This is a genomic window from Janthinobacterium sp. DSP2-3-3, from assembly GCF_049897325.1.
In the GTDB taxonomy this organism is placed as follows: domain Bacteria; phylum Pseudomonadota; class Gammaproteobacteria; order Burkholderiales; family Burkholderiaceae_D; genus Janthinobacterium.
Genome location: NZ_JAFCWA010000003.1, coordinates 391,100 through 406,786, shown reverse-complemented (window position 1 = coordinate 406,786; position 15,687 = coordinate 391,100). Strand labels below are relative to the sequence as shown.

Annotated in this window: 16 protein-coding genes; 13 read left to right on the top strand and 3 right to left on the bottom strand. The window is 61.9% G+C overall.

What is annotated here, in order from left to right:
- Positions 1 to 18 precede the first annotated feature (18 nt).
- Positions 19 to 4,230: an ATP-dependent RNA helicase HrpA gene (gene hrpA / locus ACP7DE_RS08610; RefSeq protein ID WP_426071695.1), complete on the bottom strand. Its 4,212-nt coding sequence runs from the start codon at positions 4,228 to 4,230 to the stop codon at positions 19 to 21.
- Between the two features lie 56 nt (positions 4,231 to 4,286).
- Between hrpA and argA the strand changes: the two genes are divergently transcribed.
- Positions 4,287 to 5,597 (top strand): amino-acid N-acetyltransferase, encoded by a 1,311-nt coding sequence (gene argA / locus ACP7DE_RS08605; RefSeq protein ID WP_046685875.1) that lies wholly within the window; start codon positions 4,287 to 4,289, stop codon positions 5,595 to 5,597.
- 47 nt (positions 5,598 to 5,644) lie between these two features.
- Here argA and kdsA read toward each other — a convergent pair whose 3' ends face one another.
- Entirely contained in the window at positions 5,645 to 6,490 is an 846-nt protein-coding gene (gene kdsA, locus ACP7DE_RS08600) for a 3-deoxy-8-phosphooctulonate synthase (protein ID WP_426071694.1), read from the bottom strand.
- A 220-nt stretch (positions 6,491 to 6,710) separates the two neighbouring features.
- On the opposite strand from kdsA, the gene ACP7DE_RS08595 reads away from it, so the two are divergent.
- Positions 6,711 to 6,983 carry an oxidative damage protection protein gene (locus ACP7DE_RS08595; protein ID WP_034750797.1) on the top strand — a complete coding sequence of 91 codons (273 nt, stop codon included), beginning with the start codon at positions 6,711 to 6,713 and terminating at the stop codon, positions 6,981 to 6,983.
- 183 nt (positions 6,984 to 7,166) lie between these two features.
- Positions 7,167 to 7,691, top strand: coding sequence for a DUF6622 family protein (locus ACP7DE_RS08590; RefSeq protein ID WP_426071693.1), 525 nt, complete (start codon positions 7,167 to 7,169; stop codon positions 7,689 to 7,691).
- 36 nt (positions 7,692 to 7,727) lie between these two features.
- Here the strand turns inward: ACP7DE_RS08590 and rpiA are convergent, their stop codons facing one another.
- On the bottom strand, positions 7,728 to 8,405 hold the full coding sequence (gene rpiA / locus ACP7DE_RS08585; protein ID WP_426071692.1) for a ribose-5-phosphate isomerase RpiA: 678 nt from the start codon (positions 8,403 to 8,405) through the stop codon (positions 7,728 to 7,730).
- Positions 8,406 to 8,611: 206 nt separating this feature from the next.
- Here rpiA and ACP7DE_RS08580 point away from each other — a divergent pair, with 206 nt between their 5' ends.
- The 10 genes from ACP7DE_RS08580 to ACP7DE_RS08535 all read left to right on the top strand — a co-directional run bounded on the left by ACP7DE_RS08580 (position 8,612) and on the right by ACP7DE_RS08535 (position 15,674).
- A complete protein-coding gene (locus ACP7DE_RS08580; protein WP_426071691.1) occupies positions 8,612 to 8,980 on the top strand; it encodes a response regulator in 369 nt (122 codons plus the stop codon).
- A gap of 2 nt (positions 8,981 to 8,982) precedes the next feature.
- Positions 8,983 to 9,609, top strand: a complete 627-nt coding sequence (locus tag ACP7DE_RS08575) for a chemotaxis protein CheC (protein ID WP_426071690.1) — start codon at positions 8,983 to 8,985, stop codon at positions 9,607 to 9,609.
- A 5-nt stretch (positions 9,610 to 9,614) separates the two neighbouring features.
- The gene (locus ACP7DE_RS08570) at positions 9,615 to 10,586 is read left to right on the top strand and encodes a diguanylate cyclase (RefSeq protein WP_426071689.1); all 972 of its coding nucleotides are present in this window, start codon (positions 9,615 to 9,617) and stop codon (positions 10,584 to 10,586) included.
- Between the two features lie 150 nt (positions 10,587 to 10,736).
- On the top strand, positions 10,737 to 12,404 hold the full coding sequence (locus ACP7DE_RS08565) for a sensor histidine kinase (protein ID WP_426071688.1): 1,668 nt from the start codon (positions 10,737 to 10,739) through the stop codon (positions 12,402 to 12,404).
- Positions 12,401 to 13,102 (top strand): response regulator, encoded by a 702-nt coding sequence (locus tag ACP7DE_RS08560; protein WP_426071687.1) that lies wholly within the window; start codon positions 12,401 to 12,403, stop codon positions 13,100 to 13,102. Before ACP7DE_RS08565 ends, ACP7DE_RS08560 begins: the two co-directional genes overlap by 4 nt.
- A gap of 253 nt (positions 13,103 to 13,355) precedes the next feature.
- On the top strand, positions 13,356 to 13,502 hold the full coding sequence (locus ACP7DE_RS08555) for a hypothetical protein (RefSeq protein ID WP_157814672.1): 147 nt from the start codon (positions 13,356 to 13,358) through the stop codon (positions 13,500 to 13,502).
- Positions 13,503 to 13,585: 83 nt separating this feature from the next.
- Positions 13,586 to 13,756, top strand: a complete 171-nt coding sequence (locus ACP7DE_RS08550) for a Flp family type IVb pilin (protein WP_076568067.1) — start codon at positions 13,586 to 13,588, stop codon at positions 13,754 to 13,756.
- 93 nt (positions 13,757 to 13,849) lie between these two features.
- Positions 13,850 to 14,023 carry a Flp family type IVb pilin gene (locus tag ACP7DE_RS08545; RefSeq protein ID WP_426071686.1) on the top strand — a complete coding sequence of 58 codons (174 nt, stop codon included), beginning with the start codon at positions 13,850 to 13,852 and terminating at the stop codon, positions 14,021 to 14,023.
- The gene (locus ACP7DE_RS08540) at positions 14,020 to 15,090 is read left to right on the top strand and encodes a phosphatase PAP2 family protein (protein ID WP_426071685.1); all 1,071 of its coding nucleotides are present in this window, start codon (positions 14,020 to 14,022) and stop codon (positions 15,088 to 15,090) included. Before ACP7DE_RS08545 ends, ACP7DE_RS08540 begins: the two co-directional genes overlap by 4 nt.
- Positions 15,087 to 15,674, top strand: coding sequence for a prepilin peptidase (locus ACP7DE_RS08535; protein WP_426071684.1), 588 nt, complete (start codon positions 15,087 to 15,089; stop codon positions 15,672 to 15,674). Before ACP7DE_RS08540 ends, ACP7DE_RS08535 begins: the two co-directional genes overlap by 4 nt.
- Positions 15,675 to 15,687 lie beyond the last annotated feature (13 nt).

The window sequence follows — 15,687 nt, the reverse complement described above, 5'->3', positions numbered from 1 at the left end:
GCTACAGAGGAGAAAAACCTAGCGTTGCATCGACTCCCATACTTTTTGCAAGCGCTTGGCAGAAACTGGCATCGGCGTGCGCAATTCCTGCGCAAACAGGGACACGCGCAGTTCTTCAAGCATCCAGCGGAACTCGACCAGTTTCGGGTCCGTATTCTTGCCCGCCTGGCGGTCCTTGGCCTGACGCAAGTATGGTGCGGCCGCCGATTGCCATTCGGCCATCAACTTGGTGTCGCGCGCGGGGTCGGCGCGCAGCTTTTCCAGGCGCACATTGATCGCCTTCAAATAACGAGGGAAGTGCGCCAGCTGCGTGTACTCGTTTTCCGTCAGGAAGCGTTTATGCACGAGTCCCTGCAGTTGCGACTGGATATCGGCCGCCGCTGCTGCGGGAATATTCTGCAAGCGCTTGGGCAAGCCGTGGAATTCCGTCAGCACTTGCGACAGCAAACGGGCAATTTCATTTACCAGCAGGACCAGGCGCGACTTGCCCTCCGCCTGACGCTTGGCAAACGAGGCGGCGTCCAGCGGCAGCGGATCTTGCAAGCAAGCAATATCGAGCGCCTTGTTGATGATTTGCTCGCGCAACTCTTCCTGCGACCCCAGGGCCATGAATTGCATGCCCATCTGCTGTAAACCAGGGATGCTTTTCTCGACGTACTTGATCTGCTCCTTCATTTGCAGCGCGAACAGGCGGCGCAAACCGATCTTGTGCGTGCGGGCAGCTACCGTCGGGTCGTCAAACACTTCCAGGTCGCAATGCGTGCCCTTGTCGACCAGCGCAGGGAAACCGATCAGTGTCAGCTTGCCCTGCACGATTTCCAGCAATTCCGGCAACTCGCCAAAGGTCCAGCCCGTCAAGCCCATGTGCTGCGACACAGTGGCATTGACGGAAGCCGGCGTTGCTGTAGCGGCTGCGCCCTTGGCTGGCGCGGCGTTCGCGCCCTGCGCTTGCGCTTGCAGCCGCGACGCCACTTGCGCGCCCGCCACACGGGCAGCAGGCGTACCCGTGCCGGAGACGCCCGACACTTCGGCCAGCTTCTGGAAACTCTGGCGCGCCTGGCCACCGAACTCCGCCTGCAGGGTGGCCAGGTTGCGGCCCATGTCCAGCTGGCGGCCATGCTCGTCGATCACCTTGAAATTCATGAAGTGATGGGCAGGCAGGGTTTCCGGCTTGAAGTCCGTCGTCAGCACATTGATCGTGATCTGCGTGCGGATGTCTGCGATGATGGCGTCGATCAGGTCACCGCGGCCAAACACGCCCGCCTCGTGCACGCGCTCGCAGAATTTGGCCGCGTAATCGGGCAGCGGCACGCAGTGGCGGCGCAGCTTTTGCGGCAAGGATTTCAGCAACAGATGCACTTTTTCCTTCAGCATGCCCGGCACCAGCCATTCGCAGCGCTCGCGCGGCAACTGGTTCAGCGCATACAGGGGCACGCTCAAGGTCACGCCATCGCGCACGCTGCCCGGCTCGAAGTGGTATGTGAGCCCCATTTCCAGGCCCGTCACGGACATGGTTTTCGGGAACAGGTCGGTGGTCACGCCGGCCGCCTCGTGGCGCATCAGCTCTTCGCGGTTCAAATACAGCAGCTTCGGGTTTTCGCGCGTGACATCCTTGTGCCATTTTTCGAAACCGGCGCCATTGCACACGTCCGCCGGCAGCAGCTTGTCGTAGAAGGCGGCGATCAGTTCATCGTCGACCAGCACATCCAGGCGGCGCGATTTGTGTTCGAGGTTTTCGATGTCCTTGATCAGCTTGTGATTGTGCGCAAAGAATGGCGCGCGCGTATCGAAGTCGCCACCGACCAGCGCGTCGCGGATGAAGATTTCGCGCGCTTCCGGCAAATTGAAATTGCCGTAATTGATGCGGCGCTGGCTGTACACCACCAGGCCATACAAAGTCGCGCGTTCCGACGCCGTCACTTGCGCCGAGCGTTTTTCCCAGCGCGGCTCGCCCCAGGATTTCTTTAGCAAATGCTCGCCGACTTTTTCCAGCCATTCGGGCTGGATCTGCGCCACGCATCGCGCGTACAGCCGCGTCGTGTCGACCAGTTCGGCCGCCATGATCCACTTGCCCGGCTTTTTCAGCAGCGAGGAACCTGGCCAGATGTGGAACTTGATGCCGCGCGCGCCCAGATAGCCTGCGCCCGGCTCATCCTCGCCCTTGAAACCGATATTGCCCAGCAAACCGGTCAGCAAAGCCATGTGCAGGTTGTCGTAGGTAGCCGGCGCTTCGTTCAGGCGCCAGCCCTGTTCCTTGACGATGGTCAGTAGCTGCGAATGCACGTCGCGCCATTCGCGCAGGCGCATCTGCGACAGGAAATTCGTGCGGCAATTGTCTTGCAGCTGGCGGTTGGTTTTCTTGTGCTCGATGGCAGACTCGAACCAGCGCCAGATTTTCAGGTAACTGAGGAATTCCGACTTTTCATCGGCAAACTTCTTGTGCGCCTCGTCGGCCGCCTGCTGGTGCTCCATCGGGCGGTCGCGCGGATCTTGCACGGACAGGGCCGAGGCAACGATCAACACTTCCGTCAGGCAGGCGTTATCGAGCGCGGCCAAAATCATGCGGCCCACGCGCGGGTCCAGCGGCAGCTTGGCCAGCTTGTTGCCCAGTGGCGTGAGCTGGTTGACCTCGTCGACGGCGCCCAGTTCCTGCAGCAGCTGGTAACCGTCAGCCACCGCGCGCGCCAGCGGCGGCTCGATGAAGGGGAAGGTTTCCACGTCCGTCAGATGCAAGGATTTCATGCGCAGGATGACGGCGGCCAGCGAAGAACGCAGGATTTCCGGCTCCGTGAATTTCGGCCGCAGCAGATAATCCTGCTCTTCGTACAAACGGATGCAGACGCCATCGGCCACGCGGCCGCAACGTCCGGCGCGCTGGTTGGCGGCCGACTGGGCGATCGGCTCGACCTGCAACTGCTCCACCTTGTTGCGGTAGCTGTAGCGTTTGACCCGCGCCAGGCCCGCGTCGACCACGTAGCGGATGCCGGGCACGGTCAGCGAGGTTTCCGCCACGTTGGTGGCCAGCACGATGCGGCGCGCATTGCTGGTCTTGAAGACGCGTTCCTGCTCTTCGGCCGACAGGCGCGCGAACAGCGGTAATATTTCCACGTGCGGCGGATGGTGCTTGCGCAGCGCTTCGGCGCAGTCGCGGATTTCGCGCTCACCGGGCAAGAATACCAGCACGTCGCCCGAGCCGATGCGGCACAGCTCTTCCACGCCATCGACGACGGCATCCATCAAGTCGCGCTTTTCGCGCGCAGCGGCGGTGCGCTGGCCCGGCCGGTCTGTTCCCGAACCGACATTCGCGCCCGAACCTGGCATGGCTACCTGCTCGCGCTCCACGGGACGGTAGCGCACTTCCACCTGGTACAGACGACCCGACACTTCGATCACGGGCGCGGGTTTTTCCGGCGTGCCGAAATGGCGCGAAAAGCGTTCCGCATCGATGGTGGCCGAGGTGATGATGATTTTCAGGTCAGGCCGGCGCGGCAGCAGCTGTTTCAGATAGCCAAGCAGGAAATCGATGTTCAGGCTGCGTTCATGCGCCTCATCGATGATGATGGTGTCGTAATTTTTCAACAACGGGTCGGTCTGCGTCTCGGCCAGCAAGATACCGTCCGTCATCAACTTGACGGACGCGCCACGGCTCAGGGTATCGGTAAAGCGCACCTTGAAACCCACGGTTTCGCCCAGAGGCGTACCGAGTTCCTGCGCGATGCGCTTGGCCGTCGAGGAAGCGGCGATACGCCGCGGCTGCGTGTGGCCGATCATGCCCTTCTGGCCACGTCCCAGTTCCAGGCAAATCTTCGGCAATTGCGTCGTCTTGCCGGAACCCGTCTCGCCCGAGACGATGATGACCTGGTTTTCCGTCAGCGCCTTGGCGATTTCAGCGCGCCGGCCCGAGACGGGCAAGTCTTCCGGATAGGTAATCGGTGGCAGCGGATTGCGGAAGGCTTTTTCCGCCTCGCGCGCGGCGCGGGCCGTATCACGGCTTTCGCGGCTTTCCTGCCCCTCGCGCGACGGGCGCGCGGCCTGGGCCTTGCCCTCACCCGCGCGCTGCTGCTGTTGCTGTTTCTGCTGTTCCGTGCGCGGCGGCTGCTGCCTTTGCTGGCTCACGGGCGGACGCTGGCGGCCCTGCGCAGGCGTGGCGACAGGCGTGGAAACATCCCCGCTGGCGGGCACATTTGCAACGATGGAAGGAGGGGAAGACTTATTGCTGGCTGAAGACATTGTTTTTTACAGGTATTTTAAGCGCGCACATCGCGCAGCGAATTATAATGCGCTTAATGGAAAACCCTACCCAATTCGTCCAATGGCTGCGCTCCGTCGCGCCCTACATCCACGCCTTTCGCGGCAAGACCTTCGTGGTCGCCTTCCCCGGTGAACTCGTCAGCGCCGGGGCGCTGCAGGTGCTGGCCCATGATTTGTCTCTGCTGCATGCGCTGGACATCAATGTCACCGTCGTCTACGGCTCGCGGCCGCAAGTGGCGGAACAACTGGCCTTGCGTAACGTCGAAGGCCGCTTTCACAACGGCGTGCGCATCACGGACATCGCCGCGCTGGAATGCGCGAAGGAAGCGGCCGGCGAGCTGCGCCTCGATATCGAGGCCGCGTTCAGCCAGGGCTTGCCGAACACGCCCATGTCGCATGCGGCCATCCGTATCATTTCCGGCAACTTCATCACGGCACGCCCGCTGGGCGTGATCGATGGCGTGGACCTGGAACTGACGGGCATCACGCGCAAGGTCGACGCCGAAACCATCCACTCCATCCTCGGTTCGGACGGCCTGGTGCTGCTCTCGCCGCTGGGCTTCTCGCCGACCGGCGAAGCGTTCAACCTGACCATGGAAGACGTGGCTTGCAGCGCCGCCATCGCCCTGCATGCGGACAAACTGATTTTCATCACGGAAACGCCGATGATGGAAGACGCCACGGGCGTGGAAATCCGCGAACTGTCGTCGCACCAGGCCGAAGCCGTGCTGATGGCCGGTTTCTTGCCGGATGCCACGGCGTTCTACCTGAAACATTGTGTCAAGGCCTGCCACAACGGCGTCGAGCGCTCGCACATCGTACCCTTCTCGATGGACGGTTCGGCCCTGCTGGAATTGTTTACCCATGATGGCGTGGGCACCATGATCAGCCATGAAAACCTGGAAAGCCTGCGCCAGGCCACCATCGAAGACGTGGGCGGCATCATCAAACTGATCGAACCGCTGGAAGCGGACGGCACCCTCGTCAAGCGGGGCCGCGAGCTGATCGAGCGCGAAATCGATTATTTCTCCGTCATCGAGCATGATGGCGTGATCTTCGGCTGCGCCGCCCTGTACCCCTTCCCCGCGCAAAAGATGGCGGAAATGGCATGTTTGACCGTCAACCCGGAAGTGCAAGCCCAGGGCGATGGCGAGCGCATCCTGAAACACATGGAAAACCGCGCGCGCGCCGCCGGCCTGAACAAACTGTTCGTACTGACCACGCGCACCTCGCACTGGTTCAAGAAGCGGGGCTTCGTGCCGGCCACCGTCGACGATTTGCCGAAGGACCGTCAGCATATGTATAACTGGCAACGTAAATCGCAAGTGCTCATCAAGACACTGTAAAAATGAAAAATCCCGGCATGCCGGGATTTTTTATTGCTTGAATTTTATTACTTGATATTCAGCGGAGCGAACGATTTGACCAGGTCATCGAGCGCCTTCAATTGCGCCAGGAATGGTTCCAGCTGGTCCAGTGGCAGGGCGCTGGGGCCGTCGCAGCGGGCGTTGTCAGGATCAGGATGGGCTTCCAGGAACAGGCCGGCGATGCCGACGGCCAGGCCGGCGCGGGCCAGGTCCGCCACTTGCTGGCGGCGGCCGCCCGAAGCGGCGCCGCCGGGGTCGCGCTGCTGCAGGGCGTGCGTGACGTCAAAAATGATGGGCAAGTCGTCGCACGTCTTTTTCATCACGCCAAAGCCCAGCATGTCGACCACCAGGTTGTCATAGCCGAGGCAGGTGCCACGGTCACACAGGATCAATTGCTCGTTACCCGCTTCCTTGAATTTCTCGACGATATTGGCCATCTGGCCAGGGCTCAAAAATTGCGGCTTCTTGATGTTGATGACTTTACCGGTTTTCGCCAGGGCCACGACGAGGTCCGTCTGGCGCGCCAGGAAGGCGGGCAGTTGCAGCACGTCGACCACTTCGGCCACCTGCTGCGCCTGCCATGGCTCATGCACGTCGGTAATCACGGGCACGCCGAACGCCGCCTTCACATCCTGGAAGATGCGCATGCCTTCTTCCAGGCCAGGGCCGCGGTAGGAATGGATGGAAGAACGGTTGGCCTTGTCGAAGCTGGCCTTGAACACATAGGGAATGCCCAGTTTTTGCGTCACACGCACATATTCTTCGCAGGCGCGCATGGCGAGATCGCGCGATTCGAGTACGTTGATGCCGCCAAACAGCACGAAGCTGCCTTCATTGCTGACGTCGATGCCATTGACTTTCACTGAGGTCATAGAGAATTCCATATTAGTTAATTGCTACTACTTACTTGGACAAGGCGCAGCCAGCGGTTGGCGCGATAAGGCATCTTACTAGCTAGGGCGGCACAGATCAAATTTGATCCAGCGCAAGGGCACGATAAACGCCATGCAAGCTGGCCGTGACGGCCCCGCGAGGGCAGGCGCAAAGTGCCTTATAATCACGTTTTATCTCTACATTGATTCAGGAGCACTGATGGCCCGCACGATCCACTGCATCAAACTCAACAAGGAAGCCGAAGGACTGGATTTCCCACCGTACCCGGGCGAACTGGGCAAGAAAATTTACGAATCGGTGTCGAAAGAAGCGTGGGCCGCCTGGCTCAAGCACCAGACCATGCTGGTCAATGAAAATCGCCTAAACCTGGCCGACGCGCGTGCCCGCAAATACCTGGCCACGCAGATGGAAAAACATTTCTTCGGCGATGGCGCCGATGCGGCCATGGGCTACGTTCCACCAACGGAATAAGTTTTTCGCCTTGAATGCCCGTGGCCGACGCGCCACGGGCAGCCTTCCGTCCCGCCTTCCCGCTTCACGCCGCCTGACGCTGTTTCACGGCAGACCTTTCCCGTTTCGTCGCACATCGCTCGCCGCCCACGCCGCCGGCTGACACAGTACGTCCATCGACAACCTCATTCCAAGGCGGACACCATGTTGCAGCAAATCTTCAGCCACACTCCCCTCTACGTCTGGGCCATCCTGGGCTTCCTCGTGTACCGCGGCGTGCTGGCCAGCCGCGCGCGTGAAGTGAGCTTGCGCAAGCTGTGCATCATTCCCCTGGTCATGCTGGCCCTGTCCCTGAGCGGCGTGTACGGCAGTTTCGGCTTAGCGGGCATGGCGCCATTCGCCTGGGCCGCCGGCGCCCTGGCCGGTGCGGCGCTGGCGTGGTCGCTGGCCGATCCGCGCAAGATAACCGTCATTCCCGAGCGGGCCAGCGTGCAGCATCCCGGCAGCTGGGTGCCGTTGATCTTGATGATGAGCATTTTTTGCATGAAATATGCGGTCGCCGTGACCCTGACCATCGCCCCGGCCTATGCCCATGCGACCAGCTTCAGCGTGCCTGTCTGCCTCGCCTACGGTGGCTTCAGCGGCATCTTTTTGGGTGGCTTGCTGCGCACCGTGGCCGTATACCGTCAGGCGTACATGACAAGCGGCCCGCAAGGGGCCGCCGTGTAAGACAGGTGCAAACGCCGGCAACTGCCGGCGAGCATCTTAGTATGCCAGGGTACGCACGCCTTCCGGCATGCCCAGCAGGCAAACATTGGCGCCGCGCACGGCGAACAGGCCGACGGCGATGACGCCGACGATCTGGTTGATCTGCTGTTCCAGCGCCACCGGATCGGCGATCTGCAAGCCCAGCACGTCGATGATTTCGCCACCGTTGTCGGTAATGAACGCTTCCGTGCTGCCAGCCTTCAGGCGCAAGCGGGGCGTGCCGCCCAGCGCGATCAGCTGGCGCGATACGGCGGCGCGCGCCATCGGTACCACTTCCACCGGCAGCGGGAAGGCGCCCAGGGTATCGACCAATTTGGAGCCATCGGCGATGCAGACGAACTGTTTCGCCACGGAAGCCACGATCTTTTCACGCGTCAATGCCGCACCGCCGCCCTTGATCATGGCGCCGCTGGCCGTGATTTCATCGGCGCCGTCGATGTAGACGGCGATCGACTCGACGTCGTTCAAGTCGAACACGGCAATGCCATGGCCTGCCAGGCGCGCGGCCGTCGCTTCGGACGATGCGACCGTGCCTTTGATGCGGTCCTTGATCTTGGCCAGTTCATCGATGAAAAAATTGGCGGTGGAACCAGTGCCGACACCGATGATTTCACCATCGACTACGTAATCAATGGCCGCGCGGGCTACGGCTTGCTTCAATTCGTCTTGGGTCATGACATTCAGGCTAAAGTGGGGAATGGCGCTATTTTAACGGATTGCCAGTCTGGCCAGCCGGCCATGATGAGCGCCGATTCGATTTGATACAACAGGTAAATGGAAAAACCTTGCTCCAGGGCAATTTCACACCCAATTACTCTCTATGCCCTTTAAAATATGCGAAAATGGAACGATAGCCCGATATGACGTTTCAGGAATAGCAAATGAATCACAGTAAACAGGTACTTGTTGTCGATGACAGCCGGGTTTCACGTTTGATGTCGCATCAGTTCATCCTTAGCAAACATGCCGACTGGCAGGTGATTGAGGCGGCGACGGGTGAAGAAGCCCTGGAAAAAGTCAAGACAGTCACCCCTGTCCTGATATTACTGGATGTCAACATGCCCGGCATGGGCGGCGTGGCGGCAGCGGAACAATTGCGCGTGCTGTGTCCGCAAACGCACATCATTCTTGTCACGGCGAATGTGCAAAACGCCATCCGCAACCGCGCCAGCGAACTCGGCGTGGGCTTCATGGAAAAACCCATCACGGAAACCCGCATCCATCAATTGATCGAATCACTGGGACTGTGAGCATGATCAATCTCTCCGAACTCGAAAACGATGCCCTGGTAGAGATATTCAATATCGGGGTGGGCCATGCTGCCGCCGCGATGAGCGAGATCGTCAATGAAGAAGTGACCATGTCGGTGCCGTCGATCACGTTCCTGAACCGTGCCGACGCGGCCTCCCTGCTGGGCAGCAAGAAGGATGGCGAACGCATCTGCGGCGTCAGCCAGCATTACGATGGCGCCTTCGCCACCGAAGCCATCCTGATGTTCCCGGAAGACAAGAGCCTGGAAATCGTGCGCCTGATGGTGGGCGATGCCATGCCGCTGCAGGAACTGACGGAGATGGAACAGGAGGCGATGAGCGAAATCGGCAACATCATCCTCAATTCCTGCGTGGGCACGCTGGCCAACCTGTTCGATAGCGAACTGCATGGTTCGCTGCCCCTGTACCATGTGGGCACCAGCGCGGAAATCCTCTCCTCGTTCGGCGGCCGCGATGACGAGGCCGTCGTGCTGATGCTGCATATCGACTTCGTGCTGTCCAAGCACCAAATTCACGGCTATGTCGCCTTCGTGCTCGACCTGTCCGCCTTGCACGACCTGAAACAGCAGGTCAGCCACTATCTGGCCAAGGTCCTGGGACAGGCGTGACGATCATGCCGGATGCCTTACACCGACTCGCCCTGCTCGAAAGCATACTCGGTGCCGTCAACCTGGGTGCCATCGTGCTCGATGAGCAGCACCGCATCGTGCTGTGGAACCACTGGATGGCGCGCCACTCGGCGTGCCAGGCCGACGCCGTGCTGGGCCAGGACTTCTTCGCCGTCTATCCGGAACTGCGGCACAAGCGCATCGATTCGGCCATCACCCAGGCGCTGCGCGACAATTTCCAGTCGCTGCTGTCGCAAACGCTGCACAAGGCGCCGTTTGCCCTGTACCCGCATGGTGCGGCCGCTGGCACGGTGGAAGGCCAGGAACGCATGCAGCAGGCTATCGCCGTCACGCCGATCAATCTGCCCGGTTCGCCGCGCCACTGCCTGATCCAGATCAATGATGTCACCATCGCCGTGGGCCGCGAAAAGCTGCTGCGCGAACAGACCATGGTCTTGCGCTCGCAAACCTTTTCCGATGGTTTGACGGGCATCGCCAACCGCCGCCACTTCGACGTGGCGATCGAGAAGGAAATGCGGCGCGCGATGCGCACCAGCAGCCCCCTGTCGCTGCTGATGATCGACATTGACCATTTCAAGGATTACAACGACCATTACGGCCACCAGCAGGGCGACGACTGCCTGATCCGCGTGGCAGCCGAACTGGCCGCCATGCTGCAGCGTCCCACCGACCTGCTGGCGCGCTATGGCGGCGAGGAATTTGCCGCCATCCTGCCCGACACGGACGCGGCACAGGCGCTGCGCATGGCCGAGGCGATCCGCCTGCGGGCGGCCGAACTGCGCATTCCGCATGCCAAGGCGGGCAACGACGTCAAGCACATCACGGTCAGCATCGGCATCGCCACGCAGCACCCGCAACAGCCGCTGGCCATCGCCGCCCTGATCGGCGCCGCCGACCGCGCCCTGTACCTGGCCAAAGGCGCCGGGCGCAACCGCGTGATGGTACAGCCGCTGTAAAAAAAGCAACGCTAGAAAAAGGATTCCAGTAGACATCTTTACGGCGTGTGCGTACACTCGTTACTGATTGCAGCAACAACAACAAGAATTTATCTGTGGTATCTATCCCAGCGCATGGCCCGTCCATGCGGGACACGGCCAGGAGCGCTTGTGAATCTCGATCCTCCCCTCAGATCCGGCTTGCCGGGCGCCGGCATGGATACGACCATGGTGAACGGCATGCGCCTGCTGCTGTCGAGCGCCACCTTGCTGACCCTGTTCATCGACCACGAAAGCGCCGGCAAGCTGAGCAAGATCACCTGGCTGATCTTTTCCGCGTATACCCTGCACAGCCTGCTGCTGTATGTGCTGGCCGTCTTGGGCCTTAGTTTGCCGGAAGATATTCTGCTCTACTGGCTGGACGTGGCCTGGTATGCGCTGATCGTGTTTTCCACCAGCGGCCACAACAATTTATTCTTCCTGTTTTTTTTCTTTGCCATCCTGACCTCGTCGTTCCAGCGCGGCTTCGAGGAAGGTGCGCGCGTGACCCTGGCCTCGGCCGGCCTGTTCGCCGCCACCGCCCTGTTCGGCGAAACGGAGGCGGAACTGTCGCGCCTGCTGCTGCGCACCACCTTCCTGCTGGCGCTCGGCTACATGATCGCCTACTGGGGCGGCTCCGCCATCACCCAGCGCAGCCACCTGGCGCTGCTGCGCGATGTCAGCCAACTGTCGAACCCCCGCTTCGGCGTCGACCAGACCATTACCTCGGTGCTGGAAAAAACCCGCGGTTATTTCAACGGCCGCAGTTGCCTGCTGATCATGCAAGACAAGGGTACTCGCGTCTGGTCGCTGCGCAGCGTGCTGCATACAGCAACGGGCGTCGTGCACACCAGCTCGCTCCTCAGCGAGGATGCGGCCAGTCCCCTGCTGGCTTTCCCGCACGATAAAATCGCGCTGTACAACCAGCCCGCCGGCCCCTGGCTGCCGTGGATAGGCGGCTCGCGCATGCTCGATCCCGACAGCGGGCGCTGGCTGCGGCATGACGACGCGGCAGGAGCCCGCCTGGCCGAACTGCTCGAAGCGCACGCCTTCATCAGCGCGCCGCTGCCCTTGCGCAATGGCAAAGGCCGCATCTTTATCGTGTCCGCCACCAGCATGAGCAAGACGGACGCCCTGTTTCTCAGCCATATCGGCGCGCAGGCGTTTCCCGTCATTGAAAACATCGATCTGCTCGACCGACTGGCGTCGCAGGCGGCCTCGCGCGAGCGCGAAAAGATCGCGCGCGACCTGCACGACACGGCCGTGCAGCCGTATATCGGCTTGCGCCATGGCCTGGCCGCCCTGCGCAATGAAGCCACGCCGGGCAATCCTTTACTGCCCGAGCTGGAAAAACTGATCATCATGTCGGGCCAGGTGATCACCGACCTGCGCAGCTACGCGCGCACGTTCAAGAATGGCCAAGTACAAAGCGAGCCGGAACTGCTGGTCGCACTGCGCCGCCAGGCCACGCAGATCCGCGAATTCTATGGCATCGACATCGCCCTGCATATCGAAGGCGACCTGCACATCAACGACCGCCTGGCGGCCGAGGTGTTCCAGATCGTCAACGAAGGCATGAGCAATATCCGCAAGCATACGTCGGCGCGCCACGGCGCCGTCAAGCTGACCTGCGTGCAGGGCGCGCTGCACATCAGCATCGACAATGAATGTGCGGCCGCGCACGTGCCCGACTTCCTGCCCGACTCGCTGGCCGAGCGCGCCGCCGCCCTCGGTGGCACGGCCCGCGTCACGCACAGCATGCTGGGCAACACCTCCGTACAGATCGAGATCCCCATATGAATGACGTACGCTACATGCCACCGGTCAGCCATGTCATCAGCGTCATGCTGGTGGACGATCACAAGACCATGCTGTGGGGCCTGGAGCGGCTGATCGGCGGCGAGCACTCGGGCATGCGGGTGGTCGCCACGGCGTCCGACAGCGCCGAGGCGCTGGAGCAGGCAAAGACGCTGCAACCGGATGTGATCGTGCTGGACCTCGACCTGGGAGGCATCAGCTCGCTGGCCATCCTGCCCGCGCTGGCGCAGTGCGGCAGCACGCGCGTGCTGGTGCTGACGGCTAGCCACGACCAAGCCATCCTGGACCAGACGGTGCTCAAGGGCGCGCGCGGCATCGTCAGCAAGGACGCGCCGGCGGAGATGGTATTGAAGGCCATCGAAAAGGTGTACAAGGGCGAGCTGTGGCTGGAGCACGCGATGCTGGGACGCATGCTGACGCAACTGACCCAGCCCGGCGGCGGCTCGGCGCATGCCATCGCCGTCGCCAGCCTGACCCTCAAGGAAAGAAAGATCATCGCCGCGCTGGTGCACGGCAGCGGCACGCCGGCCAAGCTGCTGGCGGACCAGTTGTTCATCTCCGAACACACCTTGCGCAATCACCTGACATCGATCTACCGCAAGCTGGACGTGTACAACCGCCTGGAACTGTACGCCTACGCCACCAAACACCAGCTGGGCGAATTGCCGCCCGGCGCCTGACGCCACTGTCCCCCTGCACGGCCACTGCACGGCCGCGCACGCCCTCCCCGCCGCCCCCTTCGCCAGCCACCGACACGGCCCCCCTTCGCCCCTGCGCGCGCCAAACTCGACCATGACAATTGTCACGAAAAAAACAAGCAGTTCCTCCTTGCAATAAAAGGATGTTCTTCTGATGTAGATCAAGCTGCTGACTTCTATAGTGGTTTTACCGGAGTGCAGATCACCGCGCGGCCACCACGACACGGAGCACAGCATGCGCCTTGACAAGTTTCTTCCGACAGCCCTGATCACCTATTTGCAAGGCAAGGAAAAAGCTGCGTTCTACCGCTATGCACTGGTGGCGGCGCTCATGGCGGTGGTGTGCATCATCGGACTGCTGGCACTGGGCGAGAGCCCATGAAAGCGCCAGGTCGAAGCACCAGGAAACCAAGCTGCAATACCGTTTTACCCACCGCTGTACCTTAACCACCGCTAGGAGTTGTCATGAACCTCATCAAAAACTTTATCCGCGAAGAAGATGGCGTCACTGCAATTGAGTATGGCCTGATCGCTGCCCTGATTGCCGTGGTGATCATCGCCGCCGTCACCATCGTCGGCACGCAGCTGAAAAAGACCTTCAGCACCATCGGCACCAAGCTCACCGCCGCGAACTGATCCGGTGCTGTCCGGGCCGGCCCAGCGCCAGCCCGGACTACGCTCCCCCCATTACCGGCACACCCACCTTGATGACGCATAGCGAGGCCCATCGTGAAATCTCTCTTCAGCCGTGTATCCGACGAGTCGGCCGTCACAGCGATCGAATACGCGCTGCTGGCGGGCCTGATCGCGGCAGTGCTGGTAATCACGATCACCGTGCTCGGCGACCAGGTCAAGCAGCTGTTTGTCTACGTCAAGGACCAGGTAGTCCTGGCCATGTCATGAATACCCTGCGCGCCTCGCTGCGCACCCACCGTGCCCTGCTGCTGATCGTGCTGCTGTACGCCGCCGCCGCAACGCTGCTGGCCGGCAGCCTGCCCAGCGCCTCGGACATTCTGAATGTGCTGGCCGGCTTCCTCGTGGCCATCCTCACGGGCCCCATCTTCATCCTGTGCGGCTACACCATCCATGTCATGCTGATGCAGCGTCCGCACCGCCTGTGCCACTACCTGTACCACGATCTGCGCCGCTACCTGAGCAACGAGCGCCTGCTGCACGCGCTGCCGGCCATGCTCTTGATCCCCATCTTCGCGTCCAGCTTCACCGTCTTCAAGGCCGCCATCCCGCGCCTGCACCCCTACACCTGGGATGCCAGTCTGTCCGCCTGGGACATCGCGCTGCATGGCGGCCAAGCCCCATGGGAAAGGCTGCAGCCGCTGCTGGGCCACCCGCTGGTCACGGGCCTGCTCAACGTCAGCTACCACTTTTGGTTCTTCCTGTTTTACGCCGTGCTGTACTGGCTCATCCTTGATACGCGCCGCCCGCTGTTGCGCATGCAGTTCTTGCTCAGCTTTGCGCTGACCTGGATCACCCTGGGCAGCATCATGGCCGTGCTGTTTGCCTCAGTCGGCCCCTGCTACTACGGCCACCTGCACGCCAGCGACCCGTATGCACCGCTGATGGCCTACCTGCGCGACGCCAACCAACACGTCCCCGTCTGGGCCCTGCAAGTGCAGGACATGCTGTGGCAAGGCTATCAAAGCAAGGGCGCGAACGGCGAACTGGGCATCTCCGCCATGCCCAGCATGCACGTGGCCACGGCCACGCTGATGGCCATCATGGGCTGGCACGTCAACCGCGCCGCCGGGATCGCGCTGTCCGCCTTCGCCGTGCTGATCCTGCTCGGCTCCATCCACCTGGGCTGGCACTATGCGCTAGACGGCTATGTGGGCGCGGCCGGCGCGGCGCTGGTGTGGCACCTGGTGGGACGGCTGCTGGGCAGCCAGGCCGCGGTACCCGCCATGAATCTGGTCACGGTGCCCTGCATAAGCAAGGAAGGACTGACATCATGAACCTCCACCTGCCCATGCTGCTGTGCTTAGCCGTGCTGGCCAGCCTGCTCGCCGCCGCCCTGTGGCACGACCTGCGCACGCGCCGCATCCCCAACCTGCTGGTGCTGTGGGGCACGCTGACGGGACTAATCCTCAACAGCTTCGTGCCATCCGGCGCAGGCCTGTTCGACGCGTCCTTCGGCGGCCTGGGACTGCTGCAGGCACTGGCCGGCGCCGGCGCCGGACTGGCCTTGCTGCTGCCCATGTACCTGCTGCGCGCCCTGGGTGCCGGCGACGTCAAGCTGATGGCCATGTGCGGCGCCTTCCTCGGTCCCGATGCCGTGCTGGAAGCTGCCCTGCTCACATTCCTGTGCGGCGGCGTGCTGGCGCTGGCCGCCGCACTGGCCGGCCAGCGCCTGCGCCAGGTGCTGAAAAACACCTATCACATGATGCTGGGCGCGCTGCTGCACAGCCTTGCCGGCGGCGCCGCCACGATCGCCGAGCCGCCACCGGCCACCGGCAAGCTGGCCTACGCATTCGCCATTGCCAGCGGCACCGCGCTGCAGGTGTTCCTGCATTACACCCATCTGTGGAGCCTGCGCTGAAACGCGCCGCCTG